Source organism: Kluyvera huaxiensis, from assembly GCF_040149365.1.
Classification (GTDB): domain Bacteria; phylum Pseudomonadota; class Gammaproteobacteria; order Enterobacterales; family Enterobacteriaceae; genus Kluyvera; species Kluyvera intermedia_A.
Genome location: NZ_JBEFLV010000026.1, coordinates 41007 through 65407, shown reverse-complemented (window position 1 = coordinate 65407; position 24401 = coordinate 41007). Strand labels below are relative to the sequence as shown.

The window sequence follows — 24401 nt, the reverse complement described above, 5'->3', positions numbered from 1 at the left end:
GGTAGTGTGGGGTCTCCCCATGCGAGAGTAGGGAACTGCCAGGCATCAAATAAAGCGAAGAGCCCAGTCGGAAGACTGGGCTTTTTTGCGTCTGTATATTGGTAAAAATAGGATATTGTTCGCTTCCATTCCTCTATATATCTCCTTCTATCAACATGTGAAGTGGGCATCTGCCAGCAAATGCCCACGAAAACTTCAAAACAGCACCGGCAATCCCAGTCCGCGTTTCACTGCGTGCAGCGTCTGCTGCGTGACTTCATGTGCCCGTTGGCTGCTCTGGCGCAGGATCTCCATCAGTTGCCCTTTATCCTGAATAATGTTGGCGCGACGTTCACGGATGGGTGCTAGCAGCTCCTGTAAACAGGCTTCCAGCACGTTCTTACACTGTCGATCACCAAGCCCGCCGTGCTGGTAATGGGCTTTCATCTCATCGACAAGGGGTTTATCAGGATGGAAAGCATCCAGGTAGGTGAAGACGACGTTACCCTCGATCTGCCCCGGATCGGCCACGCGCAGATGGTTGGGATCGGTATACATAGCGCTCACCGCCTGATGGATCTCGGTCTCGCTGGCGGAAAGGGTCAGTGTATTGCCCAGCGATTTCGACATCTTCGCGCCACCATCGATACCCGGCAAACGGCTTACATCGCTCAGCAGCGCTTTGCAGTGGCGCAGCACCGGCGTGGTGGTCAGGCTATTCATCTTGTGCACGATCTCGTTGGTTTGTTCGATCATCGGCAACTGATCATCGCCCACCGGTACAAAATCGGCATTAAAAGCAGTGATGTCGGCGGCCTGGCTTATCGGATAGGCCATAAAGCCAACCGGTAATGCGCGGGAAAAACCTTTCTGCGCAATCTCATTTTTGACCGTCGGATTACGCTCAACGCGGGCGACGGTAACAATGTTCATATACAGTGCGGTGAGTTCCGCCAGCGCAGGCAGGGCGGACTGCAGACAAATCGTAGTACGTTGCGGGTCGATGCCCACGGCCAGATAATCGGCCATCACTTCAAGTATGTTGTGGCTGATTTTCTGCGGATTGCTGCCGTTATCTGTCAGCCCCTGAAGATCGGCAATCAGGATAAACTGTTGATGTTCATGTTGAAGCTGGACACGCTGGCGCAAAGAACCAACGTAGTGGCCGAGATGCAGTTGCCCGGTTGGGCGGTCGCCGGTCAGGATTGTGTGGGTGGTGTTCATCAGAGACTCCTTATCATGCATTGAGCCGAAAGACGCCACTGAGAAACAAAAAAGCCGCCTTTCGGCGGCTTCTGGAAAATAGGTAACGTAACCCGTGCCGCCTGTTATGCAGGCAGCCACCAACGGTTTGAGCGGAGGATGGTCACGTTTATGTTCATTTTTTTATCCTGCCACTAAAGTGAGGCAGTTGTCTACTCTTATGCCGCCTGAAGAGACAATTCCTGGAAGGATTAGCTGAAAATATCCAGATTATTGGTTATTTATGACGGGGGGATTATTGCTGATTTAATCGTGGAAAGTAATGCCATTGTCTGTTTTTATGCTTTGATCTCCAATGGATATATTATTTATCATTAAAAATGATGAACCCTTATTTATTTACGAGCCACGGCTGATTTATCTAATGGTATTAGATTAGCTAATACACATTATACAGAAATGATAATGTGTTATTTGTTTTTGATTAAAGCAATGGTGTGAGATTGGTGATGATATTAATGCATATTTCGCAGCGCTCATCCTTTTTATTGATTTCATTGTGATATATTTACGAAACAATACCAATGCATTGCTTTACAATACTTTATTTGTTTCTAGAATAACTATTGGTTTCACAATAATTTAAAACAACTTGCCTACCCTTAGCATGAGAAAAATATTATTAGCGACTACGGTATTTGGTTTCCTACTGACGGTGGGCGTAACGGCTATATATTTTTTTTATGGGGCTTCCTCTGAAGACTCTGAACTTTGCCATCACAATGTTTCCCGCAAAGCGTTATTAATCGTTAAGGATGATTATTTACGCGGCCGCTTTCCCCACTGGTATCGCGAAAAAAGTACCCTCGGCACCCTGACGCCAGAGTTGGTTTTTGGCGAAGTGACCATTGAAGAAGACGAATATCGTGTGCCGTTCGTTGCCAAAGGCCCCGCCACCACCCTTGCCCGTATCGGCTTTGTTGACTGTGTTTCGATGGACGTGGAATACATCGCCGGAAAGTAGGGCCATTGTGCATTCCATGCGGTTTACCGACTACGTTCCTTGATACTTATCACGGTAAGTATTATCGTGCTGGTACGAAATAATCGGAGATCGTCATGACTGAAGATGAACTGTTTGCCCGCCGCCCGATGGGGATGCGTATGGCGATGGTTGTACGCCAATGGCGATCTATCATCGATCATGCGATTACCGATACCGGCCTGACCCAGTCCAGCTGGACGGTGCTGATGCAGCTCCATCAATTGGGCGATAACGTGTCGGTGAGCGAGCTAGCGGAAATGCAGGGGATTGAGCTGCCGCCGCTGATGCGCACGCTCACGCTGCTGGAGCAGCAGGGCTATCTGCTGCGCACGGTTTCGCCGTATGACAAACGCATTCGCCTGCTGACGCTCACCGATGAAGGTCGGTCCGTGCTCCAGACGCTGAACCAGGTGATTGAAGCGTTCCAGACCCGGGTATCACAGGATATCCCCGCCGAAGACATCGCGAAGTTTAGCGACACCCTGAATCACATTGCCTGCAATCTGCGGATTATCCGCGAAGAGAATAACAAAACCGAATAACACCATGATGACGCCAGAACAAAAGTTTGCCCGCTGGGTAAGGGTCAGTATTGTCTCTTTCCTGCTGATGTTTGCCTATTTTATCGTCGCTGATATCTGGATCCCGCTCACCCCGGACTCCACGGTGATGCGCGTGGTCACGCCGATCTCCTCGCGCGTGTCCGGCTACGTGTCGCAGGTCTACGTGCACAACAACAGCACGGTGAAAAAGGGCGACCTGCTGTATGAACTGGATCCCACGCCGTTCCAGAATAAGGTCGACGCCGCAACGCTGGCGCTGGCACAGGCCAAACTGAGCAACCAGCAGCTCGATGCGCAAATTGCCGCTGCCGAAGCGAACCTGAAAACCGCGCAGCTCACCGCGCGTAACGATCGGGTGACCTACGATCGCTATCAGCGTTTAAGTAGCATGCAGAACGTCTCGCAGGCGGATCTCGATAAAGTGCGCACCACCTGGCAGACCAGCGAACAGTCGGTCACCGCGCTGCACGCCACCATTCATAATCTGCAAATTCAGCGCGGTGAACGTGACGATAATCGCAACGTGACGCTGAAGCAGTATCAAACCACGCTTCAGGAAGCGCAGTTGAATCTGGGCTGGACGAAGATCCGCGCCGAAGCGGATGGTACCGTCAGCAACCTGCAGCTGAGCCCGGGGCTGTACGCCGCGGCAGGCAGCGCGGTGATGGCTGTCGTGAATCAAAACACCGATATTGTCGCCGATTTCCGCGAAAAGAGCCTGCGTCATACCAAACAGGGTACCGATGCGGCGGTAGTCTTTGATGCCTTTCCCGGGAAAGTTTATGCCGCGAAAGTGACCAGCAGCGATGCCGGTATTCTCGCAGGCCAGGAAGCGGTAAACGGCGAACTGTCCCAGCCCGAGCAGTCGACCCGCTGGGTGCGTGACGCGCAGCGTATGCGTATTCACGTCGCCCTCGATGAACCGCTGGAGAAAACGCTGCCGACCGGTGCACGCGCCACGGTGCAGCTCTATAACAGCGAAGGCGCCTTTGCGCGCTTCTTCTCCGGGCTGCAAATCCATCTGATTAGCTGGCTGCACTATGTCTATTAACACCCTCGCGCAGGTCTTTACCCCTCACGGAAACATCGTCTATACGGCGAATGATTTCCGTCAGACCATGCGCATTTCTATCGCCGGGACGATTGCGCTGAGCATTTCGACCTTTTACGACACCCACTATGGCGTCTTCTTTGTGGTCTATCCACTGATGCTGATGTCTTTAGTGCCGGTATTTAACCGTCACGTCGCCAAACAGTTTATCTTCAGCGCGTCGCTAAACTGCCTCGAAATGGTACTGATTATCGGCTATCTCAGCCAATGGCCGGTGATAATGACGGCAGTGGTATTTGCGCTGTACGTGATGCGCTTTCGCTTTATGAGTAAAGGGCCGCTGTTTTTATTCGGCTCGATGGGCGTGGTGTGCCAAAGCGTGATGCTCAACTTTATGAGTTATCCCACCGCCAACTGGCATACGCTGCTGTTTTCCAACATTGAGGCCAGCGTAATGGCGGTGGCGCTGAGCGCGCTGCTGCATTATCTGATCCCGGATGTGGAACCGCGTAAGCCGCCGCCGCTGATTGAAAAAGACGCTGCCCGCGTGCGCCACGAATCGCTGCTCTCCGGCACCGTGGCGACGATAATCTTCGTCATTTTCCAGGTAAGTGACTTAAGCGACTCGCTCTCGGCGCTGATGGCCGGGATCCTGATCCTCTTCCCGATGCACTATCGCGGCGCGGTGATCAGCTCGATCTGGCGCGTGGCGGGTGTGGTTCTGGCCTGTCTGTATATTCTGGTGGTACAGTTGATCCTCTACGATCACAGCAGCCACATGCTGCTGATGATGCCGCTGATTGGCCTTGGCCTTGCCTTTAGCGCACGGCTGCACGTGATGGAGAAAGTCGGCGCGGGCGTGGGTTTTGCCAGTATAACCACCATCGGCATTATGTTCGGCCAGAACCTCCAGCCGGATGGCGACCTGGTGTTCAGCGATCTGTACCGCGCAACCTCGGTGACGGTATCGCTGCTGGCGACCCTGACGATGGTCTTTATCCTGCACCGTCTGCTCAACTGTTTTGCCCCAACGCGATTTATTGTGAAGTAGCGCACTTTAGAACGCTGATTGTTCTCCCTCATCTGTGCTTACAATAGCCGCTCGCCGTAGTGGCCTGAGGGAGAAGACGATGTGGAAGACGCGCGCGCTGGAGCTCAATAACCAGGAGTTCTGGAACTGGGACAAAGCCTGTGAGCTGGTGCAATGGGCCGTTCGCCATGATTTTAATACCGTGGTGGTCGGCCAGGTCGATCTTTTCGACAAGCTGGTTTCCCCCAAAGGTTACACCCCCCATCAGTACAACGATCGCCTCTCCAGCCAGCAGCGCGCCCGCTGCGTTTACCTCAATCGGCTGGCCGGTTACTGCCAGAAGAATGGGCTGAGGTTCTACCTGCAAGCTAAAGAACTCAGCTTCCCGGCCGATCTGCTGGCGGCGCATCCGCAACTGATTGATAAAGACGGCAGCATTCGTTTTGATGTCGAATTCTGGTGCCAGTACCTGGCGGATAAGCTCACCCTGTTGTGCCAGCAAATTCCGGCAATGAGTGGCCTGCTGGTGGCGCTCTCCAACACCGACGGTCTGTTGCCGATCTCCCGGCCGAACTGGGAACTCACTGGCCAGGACGATCCCTCTCCGCATATCGATCCCCGCAGTCTGTCCCGCTACAGCCAATGTTTTAGCGCGATGGCGCGCGCGGTGATGCGGGAGAATAAACATCTGGTGCTGCGTGCCTTCCCGGCGGGAAATCACGATATCAGCAACGTGATGGAGGCCATCCGCACGTTGCCTTCCTGTGTGTCGGTGTCGATCAAGCTGACGCCGGAACGCTTCTGGCCGACGTTTCCTAATAACCCGGCGCTGGTCGATGTGGAAGACCGCGACGTATGGGTTGAACTGGATCTGGTAGGCGAAGAGGTGGGCTGGGGCGTGCTGCCATTCCCGCGTATTGATGAACTGCAGGGGCGTTTGCTGTGGTGCCGGGGCAATGCTGCTATTACCGGCGCGGTATGCAAAACCAGCTGGGAAGGGGTCGACAATCACTGGGTGATGGGCACGCTTAGCGAATGTAACCTCGTGGCCTGTAGCCAAATCCTGGCGCGCGAAAATGAGCATCTAACCCACGCGGCGCTGCTCACCCACTGGCTGGATGAGAGCTACGGCTGGCGCCCTGATGAGGCGATTTTTAACGAGTTTCAGCAGTTGCTGGCGCAGGCCGGGCAGGTGCTGTATCAGGCCATTTATGTACGCGACCACGTTTTCCATCGCCACAGCCAAGTGCCGGAAAGCTATGGTCAGGCGGTGTGGAGCCTCTACGGGCAGCTTAACCGCAACCACTGGCTGCCGGGTTCCGAGCGGGATATCTTTTTCAGCGCTAGCGACGTGGGCATTTCCGGTCGCAACCTGTCACTGATTGCCGAAGAGAAAGACAGCGCCTACCAGGCGGCGGTGACTCTGCGCGAGCAGGCGCTTGCTTTTACCAAACGCGCGGCGTTTCCCTTCTCGCTGCACCGCCGCTGGCTGGAAGAGTGGCAGGGCTTTGACCTCTACTGCCTGCTGTTCCGTCATGCGCAAAAAGCCTTCTTCACCCTCCATTTTGCCCGGCTGGTAGAAAACAGTTGGAGCATGCGGGAGATTTGCCAGGTAAATATCCAGGAGCTGTATCGCTGTGCCTCAGAGATGGACAGCTTCTGCACCCAGCACGCAGATGCCTCACCGGGGCTACACGTTCTGTTCGATCGGACGCGCGTGCGCATGCTCGCGGATAGTCTGAGCCACGAACTGACGCAGCTAAAAGGGTAAAGTGTGAGTTTCGTCACTATTGAATGCTACGCTCTGCGCGGGAAACGTGAGTTTTCCCTGCGTGAACGACGAAGGAGAATTTTTTAGTGTGAAGCTAATCACGTTTTATCCTTGCCTCCGCGGCAGATTGTGAATGACCTGTCAGTTCCGTAAAACCATTCCGTCTGACGCGTAGCGTGCCCCCCGGCCTTTCTCCGAAAATATCGCCCATACACACAGCGGTTATTGAGGAAAGTGACATGAGGCTGGTAGCGGGCGAGGCGCTGACGCGTTTTACGGTTTCGGCACCGCATAATGAGCGGTTTGCCGAGTTTTTCACGGGCGAGGCGTGGGATGAGGCGATGGATTATCACTTCGCCAACGGTAAAGGTCCGGCGGAGGATTCCTTTTGCCGGCGTATTTTCCGCCGCGACGTTGCCCTGCGTGAAGTGCTGCCGGGACGTGCCTTACCGCCGGCGGCAGTGACGTACACCGGAGCCAGCGATACCGTGACTTTTTCCGGCGTTCAGCCCGTTGCCACCCGAAGCCAGCGCTGGCTGCGGGTGACGTTGTATGCTGAAAATGCGGGCCACTACCCGTTTCAAATAGCCACCTGTGGCGGCGTTCGACTCTGGTGCAACGGCTTACCGGTCGCCTGCTTTACGCCATTTACCCGCAATACGCAGCAAACCTTGTCCATCGAAGTAGCTCTCCAGCCTGGCGATAATGCGCTGCTCATTCATCTCGATGAACTGTTTGAACGCGACACCCTTTTTACTTTCCAGATGACTTACCTCGGTGATGTTCCGCTTGAAGCTACGCTACCAGGTGTTCGCCAGGCCGACGTTGAGGCATTAGAAGCGTTTATGGATTCGCTGCCGGCGACCGCCGTCACCCACCATCTACAGCTCACGCTACCATGCAAGGCGGATATCAGTCTGGCCCTAAGCGGCGCTATCTACAGCCTTGGTAACGATTGTATCGCCACCTGTGCGCTGGATTTTGGCACGGTGACGACCGGCAAAAATGGCCTGACGCTCTCGCTCCCGGAGCAGATCGGTATGGGGCATTATCGCGTGGAACTGACCGCTTCGCTTGATGGCGTTACCATGAGCCGAAGTCTGAGCGTGACCGTCCTGACCGATGAGTTCTTACCCGGCAGTGAAGGTGTGCTGGAAATCCGCAAGCGTGAAGCGCTCAGTTATATCGCCAGACACGGTGTTCCGCGCACCGGACGCCTGCTGGCGATGTTGCACGTTGACGAACACGGCCCGCAGGCTCAGGAACTGCTCATCACTACGCTACAGCGTATCAGCGCCCGCCAGGATTGCTCGGATTTCTCGATGGTACCGCTGCTGTGGATCTGGCACGACTTCCACGGCGAGTACTTCCCGGCGGTGCTGTGGAAACGCGTACATTCAGCCATCGTCGGCTATCGCTACTGGTATGACGAACTGGGCAACGACGTGATGTGGTTCTGGAGTGAAAACCATGCGCTGTGCTTCCACGTCGCCCAGTATCTCGCCGGGCAGATGTTCCCGGACGAGCTGTTTACCGCGTCCTGCCGCCGTGGCTGTGAACAACAGGCAATCGCCAATCAGCGTTTGCATACCTGGTTTGATGCCGTTGAACAGCAGGGCTTCGTTGAATGGAATTCGGCGCCGTATTACCCGGTGGATTACATTGGCCTGTTTGCGCTCTACCAACTGGCCGACGATGCCACGCTGCGCCAGCGCGCCCAGCACCTGATTGACCGTCTGATGCTGACCAGCGCACTGCATTATCAGTCCGGTATCGCGGCGGGCACCATGGGGCGGGTGTATGAAAAAGAGCTGCTCGCCAGCCAGCTCAGCGAACTCTCTGCCTTTGGCCACGTGGCCTGGGGTGGCGGACACGTCAACCGCAAATGTGCATCGCTGCCGTTCTTCTGCCTGAGTGACTACGTGCCGCCCGCCGATTCGATGCGCTATGCGCGGTTAACTCACGGCGCGCTTAGCGCTCATTACCAGTGCGGTGGCGGCAATATCGTGGCATGGAAACAACCGGCGGTTAGCCTTTCAAGTTGCGTCGATCACCACACCGGCGAACGCGGACATCAGCAGCATCTGGTCGATGTGCAGTTTGCCACTCGCCCCAACGCACGTCTGTGGGTCAATCATCCCGGTGATGTACAGCCGGGCAGCGAAGCGCGTCCCTCCTTCTGGGCGGGCAACGGCGTATTGCCGCGTGTGATGCAGGTGAACAACCGGGCGCTGATGCTGTGGCGGCTGGATGAACAGCAACCGCTGAACTGGACTCACCTCCATCTTGCAGCCGAAGCCTTTGATGAGGTGCGGCCATTGGCACAGGGCTACGCGGTGCGTGCGGGTAATGCCTTTGCCGCGATCCTCTGCTCGCAGCCGTTGATCGTTATCGGCGATGAAGTGCGCGCCGAGGGCCGCGATGTCGCGTGGTGGCTGGAAGTGGGAGAAGGCGGCGGCGAGGCGTTTAACGCTTTCTATCAGCGCTGCGATGCGCTGCGTATTGAGATGCGTGGCGAGGCCGTGCAGGTGATTGACGCCAGACACACGCTGATGCGGCTGAGTTGGCAGGGAGAGTGCCAATACGACGGTGTGACTACCGTGTTCCCGACGCTGGTTGGAAATGAACTTCAGGTCGCTTTTTCAGGAGAATCGCAATGAGCAACGCAGCGTTAAACAACCTGCTGGAGCAGGTGGTGCAGGGCTTCTGCCGCCTGAAAAATATCGGTGAAGTGGGCAACGGCAGCGAAGGTTTTGCCATCCACTTTGAAGAGTGGGAATGGGAAGTGGGCGTTGGTCTGTACGGCTTTTGGCAGTATGCGCGTCAGAAAGGAGATGCCGGGCTACAAAAATCGATCCTCGCCTGGTACGAAGGGCAGCTGGCGAAAGGACTACCGGAGATCCAGATCAATACCACTGCGCCAATGATCACCCTGGCGCTGGTGGCCGGGCATACCGGCCGTCAGGATCTGCTGGCGGTGGTGAACCACTGGGCCGACGACTTGCTGCGCACCTTGCCAAAAACTGAAGAGGGTGGTTTTCAGCACGTGGTCAAAGAACAGCCCAACACAGGCCACTTGTGGGATGACACGCTGTTTATGACCTGCCTGTTCCTCGGTACGGCGGGCGTGGTGCTAAAGCGCAAAGATTTGATCGACGAAGCGTCGTACCAGTTCCTGTTGCATACCCGTTATCTGTGTGAACCAGCTAGCGGCCTGTGGTATCACGGCTGGACGTTTGTCGGCAAACATCATTTTTCCAAAGCTTTCTGGGGGCGCGGCAACGCCTGGATCACCGTGGCTATTCCGGAGTTTATCGCGCTGCTGGGCGACAGCCTCGACGCCAGCGTGCAGCGCTACCTGTCGGCGGTGGTGGCGCGTCAGGTGAATACGCTTTGTGAAGTGCAGGCTGATAACGGCATGTGGCATACGCTGCTCGACGATCCGCTGTCGCCGCAGGAATCTTCCGCCACCGCCGGGATCGCCTACGGTATGCTGCGCGGCGTGCGCATGGGGATCCTCGATGAGCAAGTAGCCGAGAATGCGCTGCGGGCGTGGCACGCGCTGCGCGACAGGATCGACGAGCGCGGGATCGTACTGGAAGCGTCAAAAGGGACGATGGTTGGCCCGGACCTCCAGTACTACTGCGATATTGCCATGGCTCCCGTGCCGTACGCTCAGGCGCTGATGATGCTGTTGCTGCTGGAACTTCAGCAGGAGAGATGGCAGTAGTGACAACCACGGCGCAGCGTTTCGGATAACGCTGCGCCGTTTTATGCGCTTAGCTCTCGGGTGTAGACCCGCGATGACTCGCCCCACGGATGGTAGCCCAGGCCGTTGAAAACGAAGCCCGCTTTCTCGTAAAACCCTTCGATATCGGTGCACAGATGCAGCTGGTCAAACCCTAGTTCGCGGGTGTGCTGGGCGATATGGTCAATCAACCGGCGGGCCAATCCCTGCTGGCGATAATCGGGGTCGATATAGAGCGCGCACAGCCACGGATAGAGCTCGCCGCGGCTGATAAAATCGTTCGTAATCAGCCCCGCGCAGCCGATAATCCGCTCGCCGTCCTGCAGCCAGTACCACTGCGGCAGCGGGTTTTTCGCCCCCGGCGTGCGGCGCAGCGCGTCGTCGTAAACCATCATCGATTCTTCCGATGCCCACTGCTGCTGGAAGTAGGCGATAACCGCTGCCATCTGCTGCGGGTGCTCGCGCAGGGAATAAATCACAGTGTGTTGAGTCATAAAATTTTCTTCACATCCATCTCTTCCTGAATGCGCTCGCTCCACGCTAAATGGGTGCGAATCGCCTCCTCGATCCCGGCGTTGTAAAAGGCCGGGCCCAGTTTGTCGATAACGAAATCGACAAAAAACTCAGCGTCGAATTGTTCCAGCTCCAGCTCAAAATGCTCTGAGCAGTAGTCGGAAAGCTGGTCGCGCAGCCGTTCGCGCTCGGCGGGGGTGAGGGTGATTTCCGTGGTCATAAAGACTCCTGTCAGCAAGATAAACGGTTGGTGTGGCATAACAAGTCAAACTTCTGGCGGGGGCGCTACGCTTGCCCGCCCTACAATCGTGTAGACCCGTAGGTCGGATAAGGCATAGCCGCCATCAGACACTCTGGCGGCTCCAGAACCAAACTTCTGGCGAGGGCGCTGCGCTTGCCCGCCCGACAATCGCCCAGACCTGTAGGTCGGATAAGGCATAGCCGCCATCCGACACTCTGGCGGCTCCAGAACCAAACTTCTGGCGGGGGCGCTGCGCTTGCCCGCCCGACAATCGCGCAGACCAGTAGGTCGGATAAGGCATAGCCGCTATCCGACACTCTGGCGGCTCCAGAACCAAACTTCTGGCGAGGGCGCTGCGCTTGCCCGCCCGACAATTGCGCAGACCTGTAGGTCGGATAAGGCATAGCCGCCATCCGACACTCGGGCGGCGCCAGAACCAAACTTCTGGCGTGGGCGCTGCGCTTGCCCGCCCTACAATCGCGCAGACCTGTAGGTCGGATAAGGCATAGCCGCCATCCGACACTCGGGCGGCCCCAGAATCAAACTTCTGGCGGGTCGCTACGCTTGCCCGCCCTACAATCGTGTAGACCTGTAGGTCGGATAAGGCAGAGCCGCCATCCGACACTCGGGCGGCTCCAGAACCAAACTTCTGGCGAGGGCGCTGCGCTTGCCCGCCCTACAATCGCGTAGACCTGTAGGTCGGATAAGGCATAGCCGCCATCCGACACTCGGGCGGCCCCAGAACCAAACTTCCGGCGAGGGCGCTGCGCTTGCCCGCCCGACAATCGCGCAGACCTGTAGGTCGGATAAGGCATAGCCGCCATCCGACACTCGGGCGGCTCCTGAACAAACTTCCAGCAAGCGCAATCCCGCCCGGCAGCTATCAATATCACAAAGTCGACTTTGTCACCCGGCGGAATATTTCTATATTCGAGTTTCTGACCATTTAAAGGGGCGCAATCATGACTGCTGTGAAGACTGCTGATACCGATTTTCCTTTATTAAATTTACGCCGCGTGGCGGGCAATATCGGCGCGGAGATCCGCGACATTCGTCTTTCCGCTGACCTGGACGCCGAGACGTTCGCTCAGTTAGATGCGGCGCTGGTCAAATACAAAGTGCTGTTCTTCCGCCAGCAAGGCCATCTCACCGATGCCGATCACCAGGCCTTCGGCGCGCGGTTTGGCAAGATTGTGCCTCACCCGACGGTACCGTCCCCGGAAGGTACTAAACTGTTTGAACTCGACGCCTCGAAAGGCGGCGGCCGCGCCGACTCCTGGCATACCGACGTCACCTTCGTTGATGCGTTCCCGAAAATTTCTATTCTGCGCGGCGTCACCATCCCGGAATACGGCGGCGACACCGTGTGGGCCAACACCGCCCGCGCCTATGAACAGCTGCCGGAGACCTTAAAACGCTTCGTCGACACCCTGCGCGCGGTGCACAGCAACGACTATGACTATGGCGCCGAGCGCACCGTGGTGGAAACGCACCGCTTGGCGCACCATCAAAAGGTATTCGTCTCCGCGCTGTGGGAAGCCGAACACCCGGTGGTGCACGTCCACCCGGTTAGCGGCGAACGCGCGCTGCTGTTGGGACACTTTGTGAAACGGCTGGTGGGCTTTAGCTCGCGCGAATCTGCACAGCTTTTTGAGCTGCTGCAAAACCGTATTATCCGCCTCGATAACACCGTGCGCTGGCAGTGGCAGCAGGACGATGTGGTGATTTGGGATAACCGCAGCACCCAGCACTATGCGGTGAACGACTATGGCACCCAGCCGCGCGTCGTGCGCCGGGTGACGGTCGAAGGGGAGATTGCAGTCGGCGTCGACGGCAGCAAAAGCCGCACGGTATCACGACCGCAGGATGCGGCGAATGGGGAGAGTACGGTGGTAAAGGTTTCTTAGTACCCACAACGATGGCGGAGTGAAACACCTCGGGGTTGGGATAGTTTGTGAACCCCAAGCTGGTGGTGAAGACGTCATAGTGAATTCATGTTGGTTGCGCAATAAGCCTTATCCGCCCTACAGCCATTGTAGGTTGGATAAGCGAAGCGCCATCCGACGTTCTAACCGGTCACTCCATCGCCACCTTCACCGCCTCCCCCAGCTGCACCATCACCTCTCGATGTTTCTCAATCGGCGGCAGCGCGCAGTTGATCCGCAGGCAGTTGCGGTATTTCCCTGAGGCAGAAAACAGCGATCCCGGTGCCACCTGGATCTTCATCCGGCACAGCTGTTTCGCCACGCACACCATATCCACCTTCTCGGGCAGTTCGACCCACAGCATATAGCCGCCCAGCGGGCGCGTGACGCAGATCCCGCAGGGGAAAAACTCGCGCAGCCAACAGGTGTAGATCTCCATGTTGCGCTGGTAGATCTGCCGCATCCGGCGGACATGGCGGTGATAGTGGCCTTCACGAATAAAGTTGGAGGCGGCCAGCTGCGTTGAAGGGACGTTGGTGCCGTTGGCGGCGTATTTCATCTGTAGCAGCTTGTCGTAGTAGCGGCCAGGGGCTATCCAGCCGATGCGCAGGCCGGGGGCGATGGTTTTGGTAAACGAGCTGCAGAGCATCACCCGGCCGTCGATATCCCATGAGTGAATGGTGCGCGGGCGCGGGTATTCGGTTGCCAGTTCGCCGTAAATATCATCTTCAAAAATAACGATATCGTAGCGCTGGGCGAGATTCAGCACCGCGCGTTTACGGGCGTCGGGCATGATAAAACCCTGAGGGTTGTTACAGTTGGGGACGAGGATCACCCCTTTGATCGGCCACTGATCTAACGCCATTTCCAGCGCTTCGACGCTGATCCCAGTATTGGGATCGGTGGGGATCTCTATCGCTTTCAGCCCCAGCCCGCGCAGCAGTTGCATGGTGCCGTAGTAGGTGGGGGATTCGACGGCGATGATGTCGCCGGGCTGGCACACCGACAGCAGCGCCAGCGACAGCGCGCTGTGGCAGCCGCTGGTGATGATCAGATCGTCGGCGTTGACTACCGATCCACCGTCGAGCATCAGGCGGGCGATCTGTTCGCGAAGCTCGCGGCGACCGGCCAACTCGTCGTAGCTCAGCACGTCGACGATATTGTGCTGTATCACCCGGCTCATTTCGCGCCACAGCGGCTTCAGGCTCGGCTGGGTAACGTCCGGCGAGCCGCCGCCGAAGGGAATAATCGATTTATCGTTGCGGGCATCCAGCATGTTCAGCACCTGATCCCACTGGGTGATTTCTACCGGGCGCTGTACCGGGCGCGACATTGGTGGCACCGGCGGCTGGGCTTTCTGCGGCGCGACGAAGTAGCCGGATCGCGGCTGCGGGGTGATCAGCTGGCGCTGTTCCAGCGTCTGATACGCCTGCTGTACGGTGCTGATGCTGACACCGTGCTCCTGGCTCAGGCTGCGTACGGAGGGGAGTTTTTCGCCGTGGCGATACAGCCCTTGTTCAATACGTTCGGCCAGCAGATTGGCCAGATGTTGGTAACGCGTCATCGCTGTATCCCCAGTTATCGCCATACAGATTAAAAAACCAGTACAGTCAGGCGACAAAAACCGCACGCAGATACCGTTTTAGCGAATCTGTATGTTAAATAAAAGTGTTTTTTGAATCTGTATTGTCCTACGGGAAATACGTGAAGATAAAGCCTCTGACAAGGTGAGGAGGTGGAGTATGGAATTTCACGAGAACCGGGCAAGACAGCCGTTTATCGGCTTTATATTGGTGTGGCGTTTTATCAAAAAACAGGTGATTTTGTGGCAAACGCGGCGCGTTTTGCAGGGAATGAGTGATGAACAGCTGAAAGATGTCGGGCTGCGTAGAGATGATGTGTATTAAAAGAGATAGGGCGGCAGCTTCTGTTTGTCGCCCTATGCGTCTTACCCCACAAAGGCGTGCCACAAAACCCAGCCGCCGAAGACCAGCAGAATACCGCCCGCCAGGCGTTCAATCCTCCAGATAAGATGCTTAAGACGGCGCTGCACCTGCGGTAAGGCAATCAGCGTGACCAGCAGCAGATCCCATAGCAGCACCACGGCGGTCATCCAGATCCCGCAGGCCGCCTGCTGAATGAACGTCACATGAGGCCCGAGCAGCGCGGTCATCAGCGCCAGATAAAACAGCGCATTCTTGGGATTCAGCAGCGATGAACCCAGCCCCAGCAGCAGCTGTTTGCCTAACGAAGGACATGCTGAATGCGCGGAGTGCCAGGGCGTTTCCCTCGCGCGACTGCGCAGAAGATGGCTGCCAATCCACAGCAGATAAACGGCACCCAGCAGTTCGACGGCGCTAAACAGCAGCGGCATCTGGCGTAGCAGATCCGAGCCAACCACCACCAGCAAAATATACAGCCCGTTGCCCGCCGCAATCCCAAGGCATAGGCCGATGCTGCCGCGCAGACGGTAGCGGATGGCGTAGCCGACCAGTAAAAAGAAGTCCGGCCCGGGGCTCAGCAGCGCCAAAAAATGCGCCACGGCCAGGGCAGGAAACGCCGGGGGAAGTAATTGTGTAACCCATTCCATAATGACCTCTGCAAAGAAACTGAGGCCAGCTTAGGCGGCGGGCGGGGCTATTTATTGTCGGATATTGATCGCCCTTTCGCGTACTGGCGCGGCGTGGCGGCGGTGTAGTTAACGAAGGTTTTATGGAAATGGCTCTGATCGGCAAAGCCGCTTTGATAGCCGACGTCGGCTATCTCGTCCCCGGCGCGCAGGCGCGCTTTGGCGTATTCCACCCGCGAGATGTTGAGAAAACTGCCCGGCGTCAGCCCGGTATCGCGTTTAAAGGTCCGTATTAATGTCTCTTTACGCAGCGAGAAGCGCTCAGCGAGTTCGTCGAGCGTCGGCGGGAAAGCGAGGTCTGAAAGCAGTGCCTGTTGCAGCCGTTGGCTGGTGGTGAGCAGAGGATGTGGCGTTTTCGCACCAGCCGGAAGCGCGGTCAGCAGAGCGTCAAGCTGTGCATGGGACATCTCGTTGACGACGGCCAGATAGAGGCCGAACAGCGCATCGTCGCGGAGAACCTGCTGGCCAAAAGGGAGTGGCGTATCGATATACAGCATGTGATAGCTGCGTGGCTGCCCCTGTAGCGGGTTACAACTGTGCGGCGTGTTGGCCGGGATCACGATGAGATCGCCGGGCGCCAGCAGATATTCCTGACCCTGGCAGATGCAGCGAGTGTTGCCTTCAAGGATCGCGCCGATCGACAGCTGAACATGGCTGTGGCGTTTGTACGCCTGAGTGCTCTGCCAGGTGCTGCGCAGCTCCAGCCCGGGTGTGCGGGTGAAGGTCTGATGGATCTCGCGCGGTGTGGTCATGGGCTCGTCCTTGTGGGTTTATTTTTATATACCACATCCAGACGGTATCGGCAGGGTTACGCCAGTAAAAGCAAAATTGAAATGATTCGCTTTAGATCACATTTAGTTATTTATTGTATCAATAATTCATATCACAACTCACAGTTCGCGTGGAAACTATTCGCATGAAATACATTAAATCAATGTGATTGCTAGTATCAATTCGCTAATCATACACCTGCAAGAGGATACAATGAAAAATAGAAATCGTATGATCGTGAACGGTATTATGACTTCCCTGATCTGTTGTTCCAGCCTGTCAGCGCTGGCGGCAAGCCCGCCAACCGAGGTTAAGATCGTTCGCGATGAATACGGCATGCCGCATATTTACGCCGATGATACCTATCGACTGTTTTACGGTTATGGCTACGTGGTGGCGCAGGATCGTCTGTTCCAGATGGAAATGGCGCGCCGCAGCACTCAGGGGACGGTCTCCGAGGTGCTGGGCAAAGCGTTCGTCAGTTTTGATAAGGATATCCGCCAGAACTACTGGCCGGATTCCATTCGCGCGCAGATAGCCTCTCTCTCCGCTGAGGATAAATCCATTCTGCAGGGCTATGCCGATGGCATGAATGCGTGGATCGATAAAGTGAACGCCAGCCCCGATAAGCTGTTACCCCAGCAGTTTTCCACCTTTGGTTTTAAACCCAAACATTGGGAACCGTTTGATGTGGCGATGATTTTTGTCGGCACCATGGCTAACCGTTTTTCTGACAGCACCAGCGAAATTGACAACCTGGCGCTGCTGACGGCGCTTAAAGATAAATACGGCAAGCAGCAGGGCATGGCGGTCTTTAACCAGCTGAAATGGCTGGTGAATCCTTCCGCGCCAACTACTATTGCGGCGCAGGAAAGCACCTACCCGCTGAAGTTTGATCTGCAAAACACGCAAACGGCGGCGCTGCTGCCGCGCTACGACCAGCCGGCACCGATGCTCGATCGCCCGGCAAAAGGGGCCGATGGCGCGCTGCTGGCGCTGACCGCCGGGCAGAACCGGGAAACCATCGCCGCGCAGTTCGCGCAAAGCGGCGCTAACGGCCTGGCTGGCTATCCGACCACCAGCAATATGTGGGTGATTGGCAAAAACAAAGCCCAGGATGCGAAGGCCATTATGGTCAATGGGCCGCAGTTTGGCTGGTATGCCCCGGCGTACACCTACGGTATCGGCCTGCACGGCGCGGGCTATGACGTCACCGGTAATACGCCGTTTGCCTATCCGGGCCTCGTTTTTGGCCACAATGGCACCATTTCTTGGGGATCGACCGCCGGTTTTGGCGATGATGTCGACATCTTTGCCGAAAAACTCTCCGCTGAGAAGCCCGGCTATTATCAGCATAACGGCGAGTGGGTGAAGATGCTGAGCCGCAAAGAGACCATCGCGGTCAAAGATGGCCAGCCGGAGACCTTTACCGTTTGGCGTACGCTGCACGGCAACGTCATTAAAACCGATACTGCGACGCAGACCGCCTATGCCAAAGCGCGCGCTTGGGATGGCAAAGAGGTGGCGTCCATGCTGGCGTGGACGCACCAGATGAAGGCCAAAAACTGGCAGGAGTGGACGCAGCAGGCGGCCAAACAGGCGCTGACCATTAACTGGTACTACGCCGATGTGAACGGCAATATCGGCTATGTGCATACCGGCGCCTATCCGGATCGCCAGCCCGGCCACGACCCGCGTTTGCCGGTTCCCGGCACCGGAAAATGGGACTGGAAAGGGCTGCTGTCGTTTGATTTGAACCCGAAAGTGTATAACCCGCAGTCGGGCTATATCGCCAACTGGAACAACTCGCCGCAAAAAGACTACCCGGCCTCCGATCTGTTTGCGTTCCTGTGGGGCGGAGCGGATCGCGTCACTGAGATCGACACGATCCTCGATAAGCGATCGCGATTCACCGCCGATCAGGCGTGGGATGTTATCCGCCAGACCAGCCGTCGGGATCTCAACCTGCGCCTGTTTTTACCGACGCTGAAGGAAGCCACCGCGAGTCTGGCGGAAAACGATCCGCGCCGCCAGCTGGTGGATAAACTGGTGGCCTGGGACGGTGAAAACCTTGTCAATGATGACGGAAAAACTTATCAGCAACCGGGATCGGCGATTCTCAACGCCTGGCTGACCAGCATGCTCAAGCGCACGGTGGTTGCCGCGGTCCCAGCGCCGTTTGGCAAGTGGTACAGCGCCAGCGGCTATGAAACCACGCAGGACGGGCCAACCGGCTCGCTGAATATCAGCGTGGGAGCGAAGATCCTCTACGAAGCTCTGCAGGGCGATAAGTCGCCAATCCCGCAGGCGGTCGATCTGTTTGGCGGTAAACCGCAGCAGGAGGTGGTACTGGCGGCGCTGGACGACGCCTGGCAGACGCTATCAAAACGCTATGGTAACGACGTCACCGGTTGGAAAACCCCGGCCATGGCGCTTACCTTCCGGGCCAATAACTTCTTCGGCGTGCCGCAGGCGGCAGCAAAAGAGGCGCGTCATCAGGCGGAGTACCAGAACCGCGGCACGGAAAACGACATGATTGTCTTCTCGCCAACCTCGGGGAATCGCCCGGTTCTCGCCTGGGATGTGGTTGCGCCGGGGCAAAGCGGCTTTATTGCGCCGGATGGTAAGGCCGATAAACACTATGACGATCAGCTGAAAATGTACGAGAGCTTTGGTCGCAAATCGCTGTGGTTAACGCCTCAGGAAGTTGACGAGCACAAAGAGTCTCAGGAAGTGCTGCAGGTTCAGCGGTAATACTTTGGCATCCCCCGGCTTCTTATGCGGGGGCGAGGTTGGAAACCTTATTGCACGCGACAAACCAAGTGTTCTGCCAGTGTGATTGGGAATTAAAGAGTTTGTTAGCCAGAAGCAGGTGGCCGCACATCGCGAATGGCGCACATAAAAAACCTGCCTTCCGGCTAACATCGTTCACTTAAGCAAAGCGATTAGGGGAAACGCCGGGATTTGGTTCCCGGAGGGATGCCAAACCCGGTGGTCGCCCCGGGTATCTCAATCTTAAACTGACGGTGTTAGCCTTCCGGCAGGTTTTTTTATCAGGTACGTATGCGTTTCTGTTTTATCAGAAAGTCACGCCGCCGCCCACATAGGCACCATCAACCAGGGTGTGGCCTGGACGACCGTCTTTGCCATCAACGCTCACGTGGCGGTAGCCCACTTTCAGGGTCAGCGGGGTGATTGGGGTCCAGCTTACGCCGCCGTTCGCTTCAACGTAGTTTTTGACGCTATTGTTCAACCCTTCTGGTGCGACATAGCCTTCACCAAACACATTGATGCTGTCGGTTACCGCGACGCTAACACCGCCACCGATTGGGAATGCTACGCCGTTATCGCCTTTTTTCGGCCCGATGTAGATGGCTTTCGCGCCGGCATTCAGCATCACCGGGCCCACTTCGAGGTTATAGCCTGCACCAACGCCACCGGTCTGGGTGCCATCATCGGTGTTTTTGAGCCAGTTACCTTCGGCATACAGACCGGAGGTGGATTTACCCATTTCAACATTCAGATTGGTGAAGTTTTTACCCTGCTCAATGCTGCCCCCCATGGCCAGTGCGGAACCCGATACGGCAGTCAGAGCGGAAAGGAGAAGGACATTAAGCTTTTTCATGGTGTATACCTCGTCATCAGAATTAATCTGCGGACACCTTAACAATCATTTTTTACCGCTGCAAATGTGAGGTAAGTCGAATTTTTATGCTGGTTTTGTTAATGAATTTACTTTGTGATGTTGTTGGTTGGTGTATTTTTAACGACGTCAATGTTTAATCTTTTGACGTTTAGTACCTGTTTAGCGTTTGGCTAAACGGACGCTGAACAGAGCGGCGGGAATTGGTTGGATGTGAATTAATTGGCTTTTTAATAATTTCCGAAAACGTTTCAATCTTCGTTTATGACAATGTAAATTTACATTTCTACGCATTTTATTACCCCCTCCGGGCGGAGAGGGCAATGACGATGCGGCTATTTGCGTAACCCAGCAAATGCAGCGCGGATCTCATCTTCCGGCAGTTGGATGCCGATAAACACCAGCGTGCTGTGCGGTGCTTCATCGCCCCACGGACGATCCCAGTCGGCGCTGTATAGCCGCTGTACGCCCTGGAACAACAGGCGGTTGGGTTCGCCATCAATCCACAGCATCCCCTTGTAGCGCAGCAGCTTGTCGGCGAAATCCAGCAGCAGATTTTCCATCACTCGCGAAACATCGCTGATATCGACCGGGTAATCCAGCTCGACCACGATAGACGATACGTCGTTTTGTTTGTCGGCCATAAAGTGGAAGCGTGGCTTCGAGGTGACGTTCTCTTCGAGCATAAAACCGTTGGTATTGAACAGCTGTGACAGATCGATATCGCCGTGGACGACGGTATAAATCGGCGCGCGGGCGTTGATGCGGGTCAGGCGCTCGCGGAGCTTTTCGGCGTCGCCCGCCACGTCGGTTTTGGTCAGCAGAATGCGATCGGCATAGCCGACCTGCGATTGCGCGATGGTGAACTGGTTCATCTGGTCGTCGGCGTGTACCGCGTCAACCAGCGCAATCACGCCGTCCAGCAGATAGCGTTCGCACAGGACCTCGTGGGAGAAAAAGGTTTGAATGATCGGGCCGGGGTCGGCCATGCCGGTGCACTCAATTACCAGGCGGTCAAAGTTGATGGTGCCTTTGTCGAGGTTATCGAGCAGGTCGAGCAGCGCATCTTCCAGTTCGTTTGAGCGGGTGCAGCAGATGCAGCCGTTGGTCAGGGTTTTAATCTGGGTGGCCCGATCGCCAATCAGCTGGTCGTCAACGGAGACTTCGCCGAACTCGTTTTCAATGACGGCAATTTTAAAGCCGTGCTGTTCGTTGAGAATGTGACGCAGGAGGGTAGTTTTTCCCGCGCCGAGAAATCCGGTAAGTAGGGTAACTGCAATCGGTGCCATGTGGTCTCCTTTTAGCAGCAGCGCATGCCGCCTTTTCCATCACCGCCGTAGCGTGCCTGCTGGCGCTCGCGGAAGAATTCTTCATAGGTCATGTACGGTTTATCCGGATGGTTGGTCTGCATATGTTCAACGTAGTTGTCATAGTCCGGAATGCCGATCAGCATTTTTGCCGCCTGACCGAGGTATTTTTTTGCCTGTCCTAAGTTACCAAACATTGTGCCATCCCGATAATAGATAAAGCCGGATAGCGGCTGGCGCCTTATCCGGCCTACATGCTGTGCTTGCAGTGTGTCGGATGGCGGCTGATGCCTTATCCGACCTACGGGAATTTGTAGGGCGGGTAAGCGTAGCGCCACCCGCCAGACTGTTAATGATGTGAAGAGGTTTTCACGCCGCCTTCTGGAACCGGTACGTACGGTGTTTCTTTGTCGGTACGTTTATCGCTATTGCGCACCTGCATCCAGGTTTTGAAACCGTAGAAGATGATGCTGTACACCACCACCAGGAACAGAATACTCAGGCCGGCGTTGGTGTAGTTGTTAACCACGATATGGTTCATATTGGCGACCTGCTGGGCAGTCAGTTCACCACCGGCAGCAATTTTCTCTTTGTACTGGCTGGCCATGTAGAAGAAGCCTTCCATCTGTGGATTGGTGCTGAACAGTTTCTGGCCCAGCGCCCAGGTGGTGCAGATAAGCAGCCATACCGCAGGGATGGTCGTTACCCAGATGTATTTAGAGCGCTTCATCTTAATCAGGACAACTGTACCCAGCACCAGCGCCACGGCGGCCAGCATCTGGTTAGAGATACCGAACAGCGGCCACAGGCTCTTCACGCCGCCCAGCGGGTCGACAACGCCTTGATACAGCAGGTAGCCCCACAGACCGACACAGCCCGCAGTTGCTACAACGCCTGCTACCAGAGAGTCGGTTTTCTTCAGGAACGGCACGAAGTTACCCAACAGATCCTGCAGCATGAAGCGGCCAGCACGGGTACCGGCGTCCAGCGCGGTGAGGATAAACAGCGCTTCAAACAGAATACCAAAGTGGTACCAGAAGCCCATATCGGCCATCGGCAGGACTTTGTGGAACACGTGCGCAATACCTACAGCCAGCGTTGGTGCGCCGCCTGCGCGGTTCAGTACCGACGGTTCGCCGATATCTTTCGCCGTTTGCAGAATCTGCTCAGGGGAGATGACGAAGCCCCAGGAGCTGACGGTTGCTGCCGCGTGTACGGTAACGTCTTTGAGCTGTGCGGCAATCAGCGCCGCATTCTCGCCGCCCATTTCATGCAGGTTTGGCATGGTGATGCCCAGGCCCGCTGGTGGGGTGTTCATGGCGAAGTACAGGCCAGGTTCGATGATGGAAGCCGCAACCAGCGCCATAATCGCCACGAAGGATTCCATCAGCATCGCGCCATAGCCAATCAGACGAGCATCGTTTTCGTTGGCCAGCAGCTTCGGCGTGGTGCCGGAGGAGATCAGCGCGTGGAAGCCGGATACTGCGCCACAGGCGATGGTGATAAACAGGAACGGGAACATTGCGCCTTTCCACAGCGGACCGGTACCGTCGATGTACTGGGTCACTGCCGGCATTTTCAGATCCGGGTTGAGGATAACGATCCCCAGCGCCAGGCCGACGATAACGCCGATTTTCAGGAAGGTGGCGAGGTAGTCACGCGGCGCCAGAATCAGCCACACCGGCAGCAGCGCGGAGATAAAGGCATAACCAATCAGCGCGAAGGTGATGGTGGTGTCTTTAAAGGTCAGCGCAGGGCCCCAGTACGGGTCGTGCGCAATCACGCCGCCGAAGTAAATCGAGGCCACCAGCAGCACGATACCAATCACCGACACTTCGCCGACGCGGCCCGGACGGATAAAGCGCATGTAGATACCCATAAACAGCGCAATTGGCACGGTCGAGCAGACGGTGAACACGCCCCACGGGCTTTCTGCGAGGGCTTTCACCACGATCAGCGCCAGCACCGCCAGGATAATAATCATTATCAGGAAGCAGCCAAACAGCGCGATGGAACCCGGCACGCGGCCCATCTCTTCTTTGACCATTTCGCCCAGCGACGAACCGTTACGGCGCGTGGAGATAAACAGCACCATAAAGTCCTGTACCGCCCCCGCCAGCACCACGCCCGCCAGCAGCCACAGGGTACCCGGTAGGTAGCCCATCTGTGCGGCGAGTACCGGGCCAACCAGCGGACCGGCACCGGCAATGGCGGCGAAGTGGTGGCCGAACAGCACGTAGCGGTTGGTCGGCACGTAGTTCAGGCCATCGTTGTTAATAACCGCCGGCGTCGCGCGCGTCGGGTCAAGCTTCATCACCTTCTGGGCGATGTACAGGCTGTAGTAGCGATAAGCCACCAGATAAACGGAAACCGACGCTACGACGATCCACAGGGCACTGACGTGCTCACCGCGGCGCAGGGCGACGACCGAGAGGCAAAACGCACCGATGATTCCGAGAATCACCCAGGGTATGTGCTTGAATAGCTTTTTCGTATCCATAGTAAAACCTGGTTTTTATAGGATGAATGTTCAGCCGAAGCTGCCGTTGTATTGAGTTTGGGGTTGAGGAGGTATTGACCGTTATGCTGAGGACAATTTTGCCAGACCGACGCGCGTGTAAAGTTGAGTAAGTGGGTGAGCGGTTGAAAGTGAGGGCTAAGCGGTTACGTGCGGGGGTAAGCGGTTGAGTAAGCTCTGAGCAACGAAGAAATATGTGATTGAGATCTCAAGTTTTTTCATCGAACCGCCGGTGTTGTGGCGCTGAACGGTGGCGCAATACCGCGGCATGCATGAGAAGGTGGGAATGGGCATTGTCGGTTGTGCTGCGATGGGCAGGGTTGCACCTGTTAACGCGATGTCATCAATCATCCACAGCGAATGAAAGCCGTGGTAGAGTTTGCTGAGAACATCGCTGGCGCACAGGAATATAAATGTGATGTAAATCAATACGTTAACCAAGTAAAACCCGCGCCTCCCTCTAT

At 56.2% G+C, this 24401-nt stretch carries 21 protein-coding genes; 10 read left to right on the top strand and 11 right to left on the bottom strand.

Annotation, left to right across the window (positions count from 1 at the left end):
* Positions 1-195: 195 nt before the first annotated feature.
* On the bottom strand, positions 196-1203 hold the full coding sequence (gene trpS / locus ABOC97_RS21045) for a tryptophan--tRNA ligase (protein ID WP_349601488.1): 1008 nt from the start codon (positions 1201-1203) through the stop codon (positions 196-198).
* A 646-nt stretch (positions 1204-1849) separates the two neighbouring features.
* On the opposite strand from trpS, the gene ABOC97_RS21040 reads away from it, so the two are divergent.
* From ABOC97_RS21040 to bglB, 7 genes are all read left to right on the top strand, one after another.
* Positions 1850-2206: a hypothetical protein gene (locus ABOC97_RS21040; RefSeq protein ID WP_349601486.1), complete on the top strand. Its 357-nt coding sequence runs from the start codon at positions 1850-1852 to the stop codon at positions 2204-2206.
* A gap of 95 nt (positions 2207-2301) precedes the next feature.
* Positions 2302-2769 carry a MarR family winged helix-turn-helix transcriptional regulator gene (locus ABOC97_RS21035; RefSeq protein WP_349601485.1) on the top strand — a complete coding sequence of 156 codons (468 nt, stop codon included), beginning with the start codon at positions 2302-2304 and terminating at the stop codon, positions 2767-2769.
* 4 nt (positions 2770-2773) lie between these two features.
* Positions 2774-3841 carry an HlyD family secretion protein gene (locus ABOC97_RS21030; protein ID WP_349601483.1) on the top strand — a complete coding sequence of 356 codons (1068 nt, stop codon included), beginning with the start codon at positions 2774-2776 and terminating at the stop codon, positions 3839-3841.
* Positions 3831-4892, top strand: a complete 1062-nt coding sequence (locus ABOC97_RS21025; RefSeq protein ID WP_349601481.1) for a DUF2955 domain-containing protein — start codon at positions 3831-3833, stop codon at positions 4890-4892. The genes ABOC97_RS21030 and ABOC97_RS21025 overlap by 11 nt, the downstream gene beginning before the upstream one ends.
* A 79-nt stretch (positions 4893-4971) precedes the next feature.
* A complete protein-coding gene (locus ABOC97_RS21020) occupies positions 4972-6642 on the top strand; it encodes a hypothetical protein (RefSeq protein ID WP_349601479.1) in 1671 nt (556 codons plus the stop codon).
* 239 nt (positions 6643-6881) lie between these two features.
* A complete protein-coding gene (locus ABOC97_RS21015; protein ID WP_349601478.1) occupies positions 6882-9302 on the top strand; it encodes a hypothetical protein in 2421 nt (806 codons plus the stop codon).
* On the top strand, positions 9299-10372 hold the full coding sequence (bglB, locus tag ABOC97_RS21010; protein WP_349601476.1) for a beta-galactosidase BglB: 1074 nt from the start codon (positions 9299-9301) through the stop codon (positions 10370-10372). Before ABOC97_RS21015 ends, bglB begins: the two co-directional genes overlap by 4 nt.
* Before the next feature lie 41 nt (positions 10373-10413).
* On the opposite strand, the gene ABOC97_RS21005 is transcribed toward bglB, so the two are convergent.
* The gene (locus ABOC97_RS21005; protein ID WP_349601474.1) at positions 10414-10884 is read right to left on the bottom strand and encodes a GNAT family N-acetyltransferase; all 471 of its coding nucleotides are present in this window, start codon (positions 10882-10884) and stop codon (positions 10414-10416) included.
* The gene (locus ABOC97_RS21000; protein ID WP_061283084.1) at positions 10881-11123 is read right to left on the bottom strand and encodes a DUF2164 domain-containing protein; all 243 of its coding nucleotides are present in this window, start codon (positions 11121-11123) and stop codon (positions 10881-10883) included. Before ABOC97_RS21000 ends, ABOC97_RS21005 begins: the two co-directional genes overlap by 4 nt.
* Positions 11124-12106: 983 nt before the next feature.
* Here ABOC97_RS21000 and ABOC97_RS20995 point away from each other — a divergent pair.
* Entirely contained in the window at positions 12107-13051 is a 945-nt protein-coding gene (locus tag ABOC97_RS20995) for a TauD/TfdA dioxygenase family protein (protein WP_349601472.1), read from the top strand.
* Between the two features lie 169 nt (positions 13052-13220).
* On the opposite strand, the gene ABOC97_RS20990 is transcribed toward ABOC97_RS20995, so the two are convergent.
* Entirely contained in the window at positions 13221-14633 is a 1413-nt protein-coding gene (locus ABOC97_RS20990; protein WP_349601470.1) for an aminotransferase-like domain-containing protein, read from the bottom strand.
* A 178-nt stretch (positions 14634-14811) separates the two neighbouring features.
* Between ABOC97_RS20990 and ABOC97_RS20985 the strand changes: the two genes are divergently transcribed.
* Entirely contained in the window at positions 14812-14976 is a 165-nt protein-coding gene (locus ABOC97_RS20985; protein WP_349601468.1) for a DUF1127 domain-containing protein, read from the top strand.
* Between the two features lie 41 nt (positions 14977-15017).
* Here the strand turns inward: ABOC97_RS20985 and ABOC97_RS20980 are convergent, their stop codons facing one another.
* Both ABOC97_RS20980 and ABOC97_RS20975 read right to left on the bottom strand, forming a co-directional pair.
* Positions 15018-15659 carry a LysE family translocator gene (locus ABOC97_RS20980; protein WP_349601466.1) on the bottom strand — a complete coding sequence of 214 codons (642 nt, stop codon included), beginning with the start codon at positions 15657-15659 and terminating at the stop codon, positions 15018-15020.
* A 47-nt stretch (positions 15660-15706) separates the two neighbouring features.
* Positions 15707-16450, bottom strand: coding sequence for a helix-turn-helix transcriptional regulator (locus ABOC97_RS20975; RefSeq protein ID WP_349601464.1), 744 nt, complete (start codon positions 16448-16450; stop codon positions 15707-15709).
* A gap of 232 nt (positions 16451-16682) precedes the next feature.
* Here ABOC97_RS20975 and ABOC97_RS20970 point away from each other — a divergent pair, with 232 nt between their 5' ends.
* Positions 16683-19223: a penicillin G acylase gene (locus tag ABOC97_RS20970; RefSeq protein WP_349601462.1), complete on the top strand. Its 2541-nt coding sequence runs from the start codon at positions 16683-16685 to the stop codon at positions 19221-19223.
* A gap of 325 nt (positions 19224-19548) precedes the next feature.
* On the opposite strand, the gene ABOC97_RS20965 is transcribed toward ABOC97_RS20970, so the two are convergent.
* The 5 genes from ABOC97_RS20965 to ABOC97_RS20945 form a co-directional block, all read right to left on the bottom strand.
* Positions 19549-20094 carry a YfaZ family outer membrane protein gene (locus ABOC97_RS20965; protein WP_349601460.1) on the bottom strand — a complete coding sequence of 182 codons (546 nt, stop codon included), beginning with the start codon at positions 20092-20094 and terminating at the stop codon, positions 19549-19551.
* Positions 20095-20447: 353 nt separating this feature from the next.
* Entirely contained in the window at positions 20448-21401 is a 954-nt protein-coding gene (gene yjiA, locus ABOC97_RS20960; protein WP_349601458.1) for a GTPase, read from the bottom strand.
* 11 nt (positions 21402-21412) lie between these two features.
* A complete protein-coding gene (locus tag ABOC97_RS20955; protein ID WP_035893372.1) occupies positions 21413-21616 on the bottom strand; it encodes a YbdD/YjiX family protein in 204 nt (67 codons plus the stop codon).
* Positions 21617-21768: 152 nt separating this feature from the next.
* Entirely contained in the window at positions 21769-23919 is a 2151-nt protein-coding gene (gene btsT, locus ABOC97_RS20950; protein WP_349601456.1) for a pyruvate/proton symporter BtsT, read from the bottom strand.
* A gap of 156 nt (positions 23920-24075) precedes the next feature.
* Positions 24076-24378 carry a hypothetical protein gene (locus ABOC97_RS20945; protein WP_349601454.1) on the bottom strand — a complete coding sequence of 101 codons (303 nt, stop codon included), beginning with the start codon at positions 24376-24378 and terminating at the stop codon, positions 24076-24078.
* Between the last annotated feature and the right edge of the window lie 23 nt (positions 24379-24401).

Excerpts from the sequence above, each read along its gene's own strand:
- ABOC97_RS20980 (WP_349601466.1), bottom strand. The coding sequence starts at position 15,659 with ATGGAATGGGTTACACAATTACTTCCCCCGGCGTTTCCTGCCCTGGCC.
- ABOC97_RS21015 (WP_349601478.1), top strand. The coding sequence starts at position 6,882 with ATGAGGCTGGTAGCGGGCGAGGCGCTGACGCGTTTTACGGTTTCGGCA.
- ABOC97_RS21000 (WP_061283084.1), bottom strand. The coding sequence starts at position 11,123 with ATGACCACGGAAATCACCCTCACCCCCGCCGAGCGCGAACGGCTGCGC.
- ABOC97_RS20955 (WP_035893372.1), bottom strand. The coding sequence starts at position 21,616 with ATGTTTGGTAACTTAGGACAGGCAAAAAAATACCTCGGTCAGGCGGCA.
- btsT (WP_349601456.1), bottom strand. The coding sequence starts at position 23,919 with ATGGATACGAAAAAGCTATTCAAGCACATACCCTGGGTGATTCTCGGA.
- ABOC97_RS21025 (WP_349601481.1), top strand. The coding sequence starts at position 3,831 with ATGTCTATTAACACCCTCGCGCAGGTCTTTACCCCTCACGGAAACATC.
- ABOC97_RS20970 (WP_349601462.1), top strand. The coding sequence starts at position 16,683 with ATGAAAAATAGAAATCGTATGATCGTGAACGGTATTATGACTTCCCTG.
- ABOC97_RS20975 (WP_349601464.1), bottom strand. The coding sequence starts at position 16,450 with ATGACCACACCGCGCGAGATCCATCAGACCTTCACCCGCACACCCGGG.
- ABOC97_RS20995 (WP_349601472.1), top strand. The coding sequence starts at position 12,107 with ATGACTGCTGTGAAGACTGCTGATACCGATTTTCCTTTATTAAATTTA.
- ABOC97_RS21030 (WP_349601483.1), top strand. The coding sequence starts at position 2,774 with ATGATGACGCCAGAACAAAAGTTTGCCCGCTGGGTAAGGGTCAGTATT.
- yjiA (WP_349601458.1), bottom strand. The coding sequence starts at position 21,401 with ATGGCACCGATTGCAGTTACCCTACTTACCGGATTTCTCGGCGCGGGA.
- ABOC97_RS20985 (WP_349601468.1), top strand. The coding sequence starts at position 14,812 with ATGGAATTTCACGAGAACCGGGCAAGACAGCCGTTTATCGGCTTTATA.
- ABOC97_RS21035 (WP_349601485.1), top strand. The coding sequence starts at position 2,302 with ATGACTGAAGATGAACTGTTTGCCCGCCGCCCGATGGGGATGCGTATG.
- ABOC97_RS21005 (WP_349601474.1), bottom strand. The coding sequence starts at position 10,884 with ATGACTCAACACACTGTGATTTATTCCCTGCGCGAGCACCCGCAGCAG.
- trpS (WP_349601488.1), bottom strand. The coding sequence starts at position 1,203 with ATGAACACCACCCACACAATCCTGACCGGCGACCGCCCAACCGGGCAA.
- bglB (WP_349601476.1), top strand. The coding sequence starts at position 9,299 with ATGAGCAACGCAGCGTTAAACAACCTGCTGGAGCAGGTGGTGCAGGGC.
- ABOC97_RS20965 (WP_349601460.1), bottom strand. The coding sequence starts at position 20,094 with ATGAAAAAGCTTAATGTCCTTCTCCTTTCCGCTCTGACTGCCGTATCG.
- ABOC97_RS21040 (WP_349601486.1), top strand. The coding sequence starts at position 1,850 with ATGAGAAAAATATTATTAGCGACTACGGTATTTGGTTTCCTACTGACG.
- ABOC97_RS20990 (WP_349601470.1), bottom strand. The coding sequence starts at position 14,633 with ATGACGCGTTACCAACATCTGGCCAATCTGCTGGCCGAACGTATTGAA.
- ABOC97_RS21020 (WP_349601479.1), top strand. The coding sequence starts at position 4,972 with ATGTGGAAGACGCGCGCGCTGGAGCTCAATAACCAGGAGTTCTGGAAC.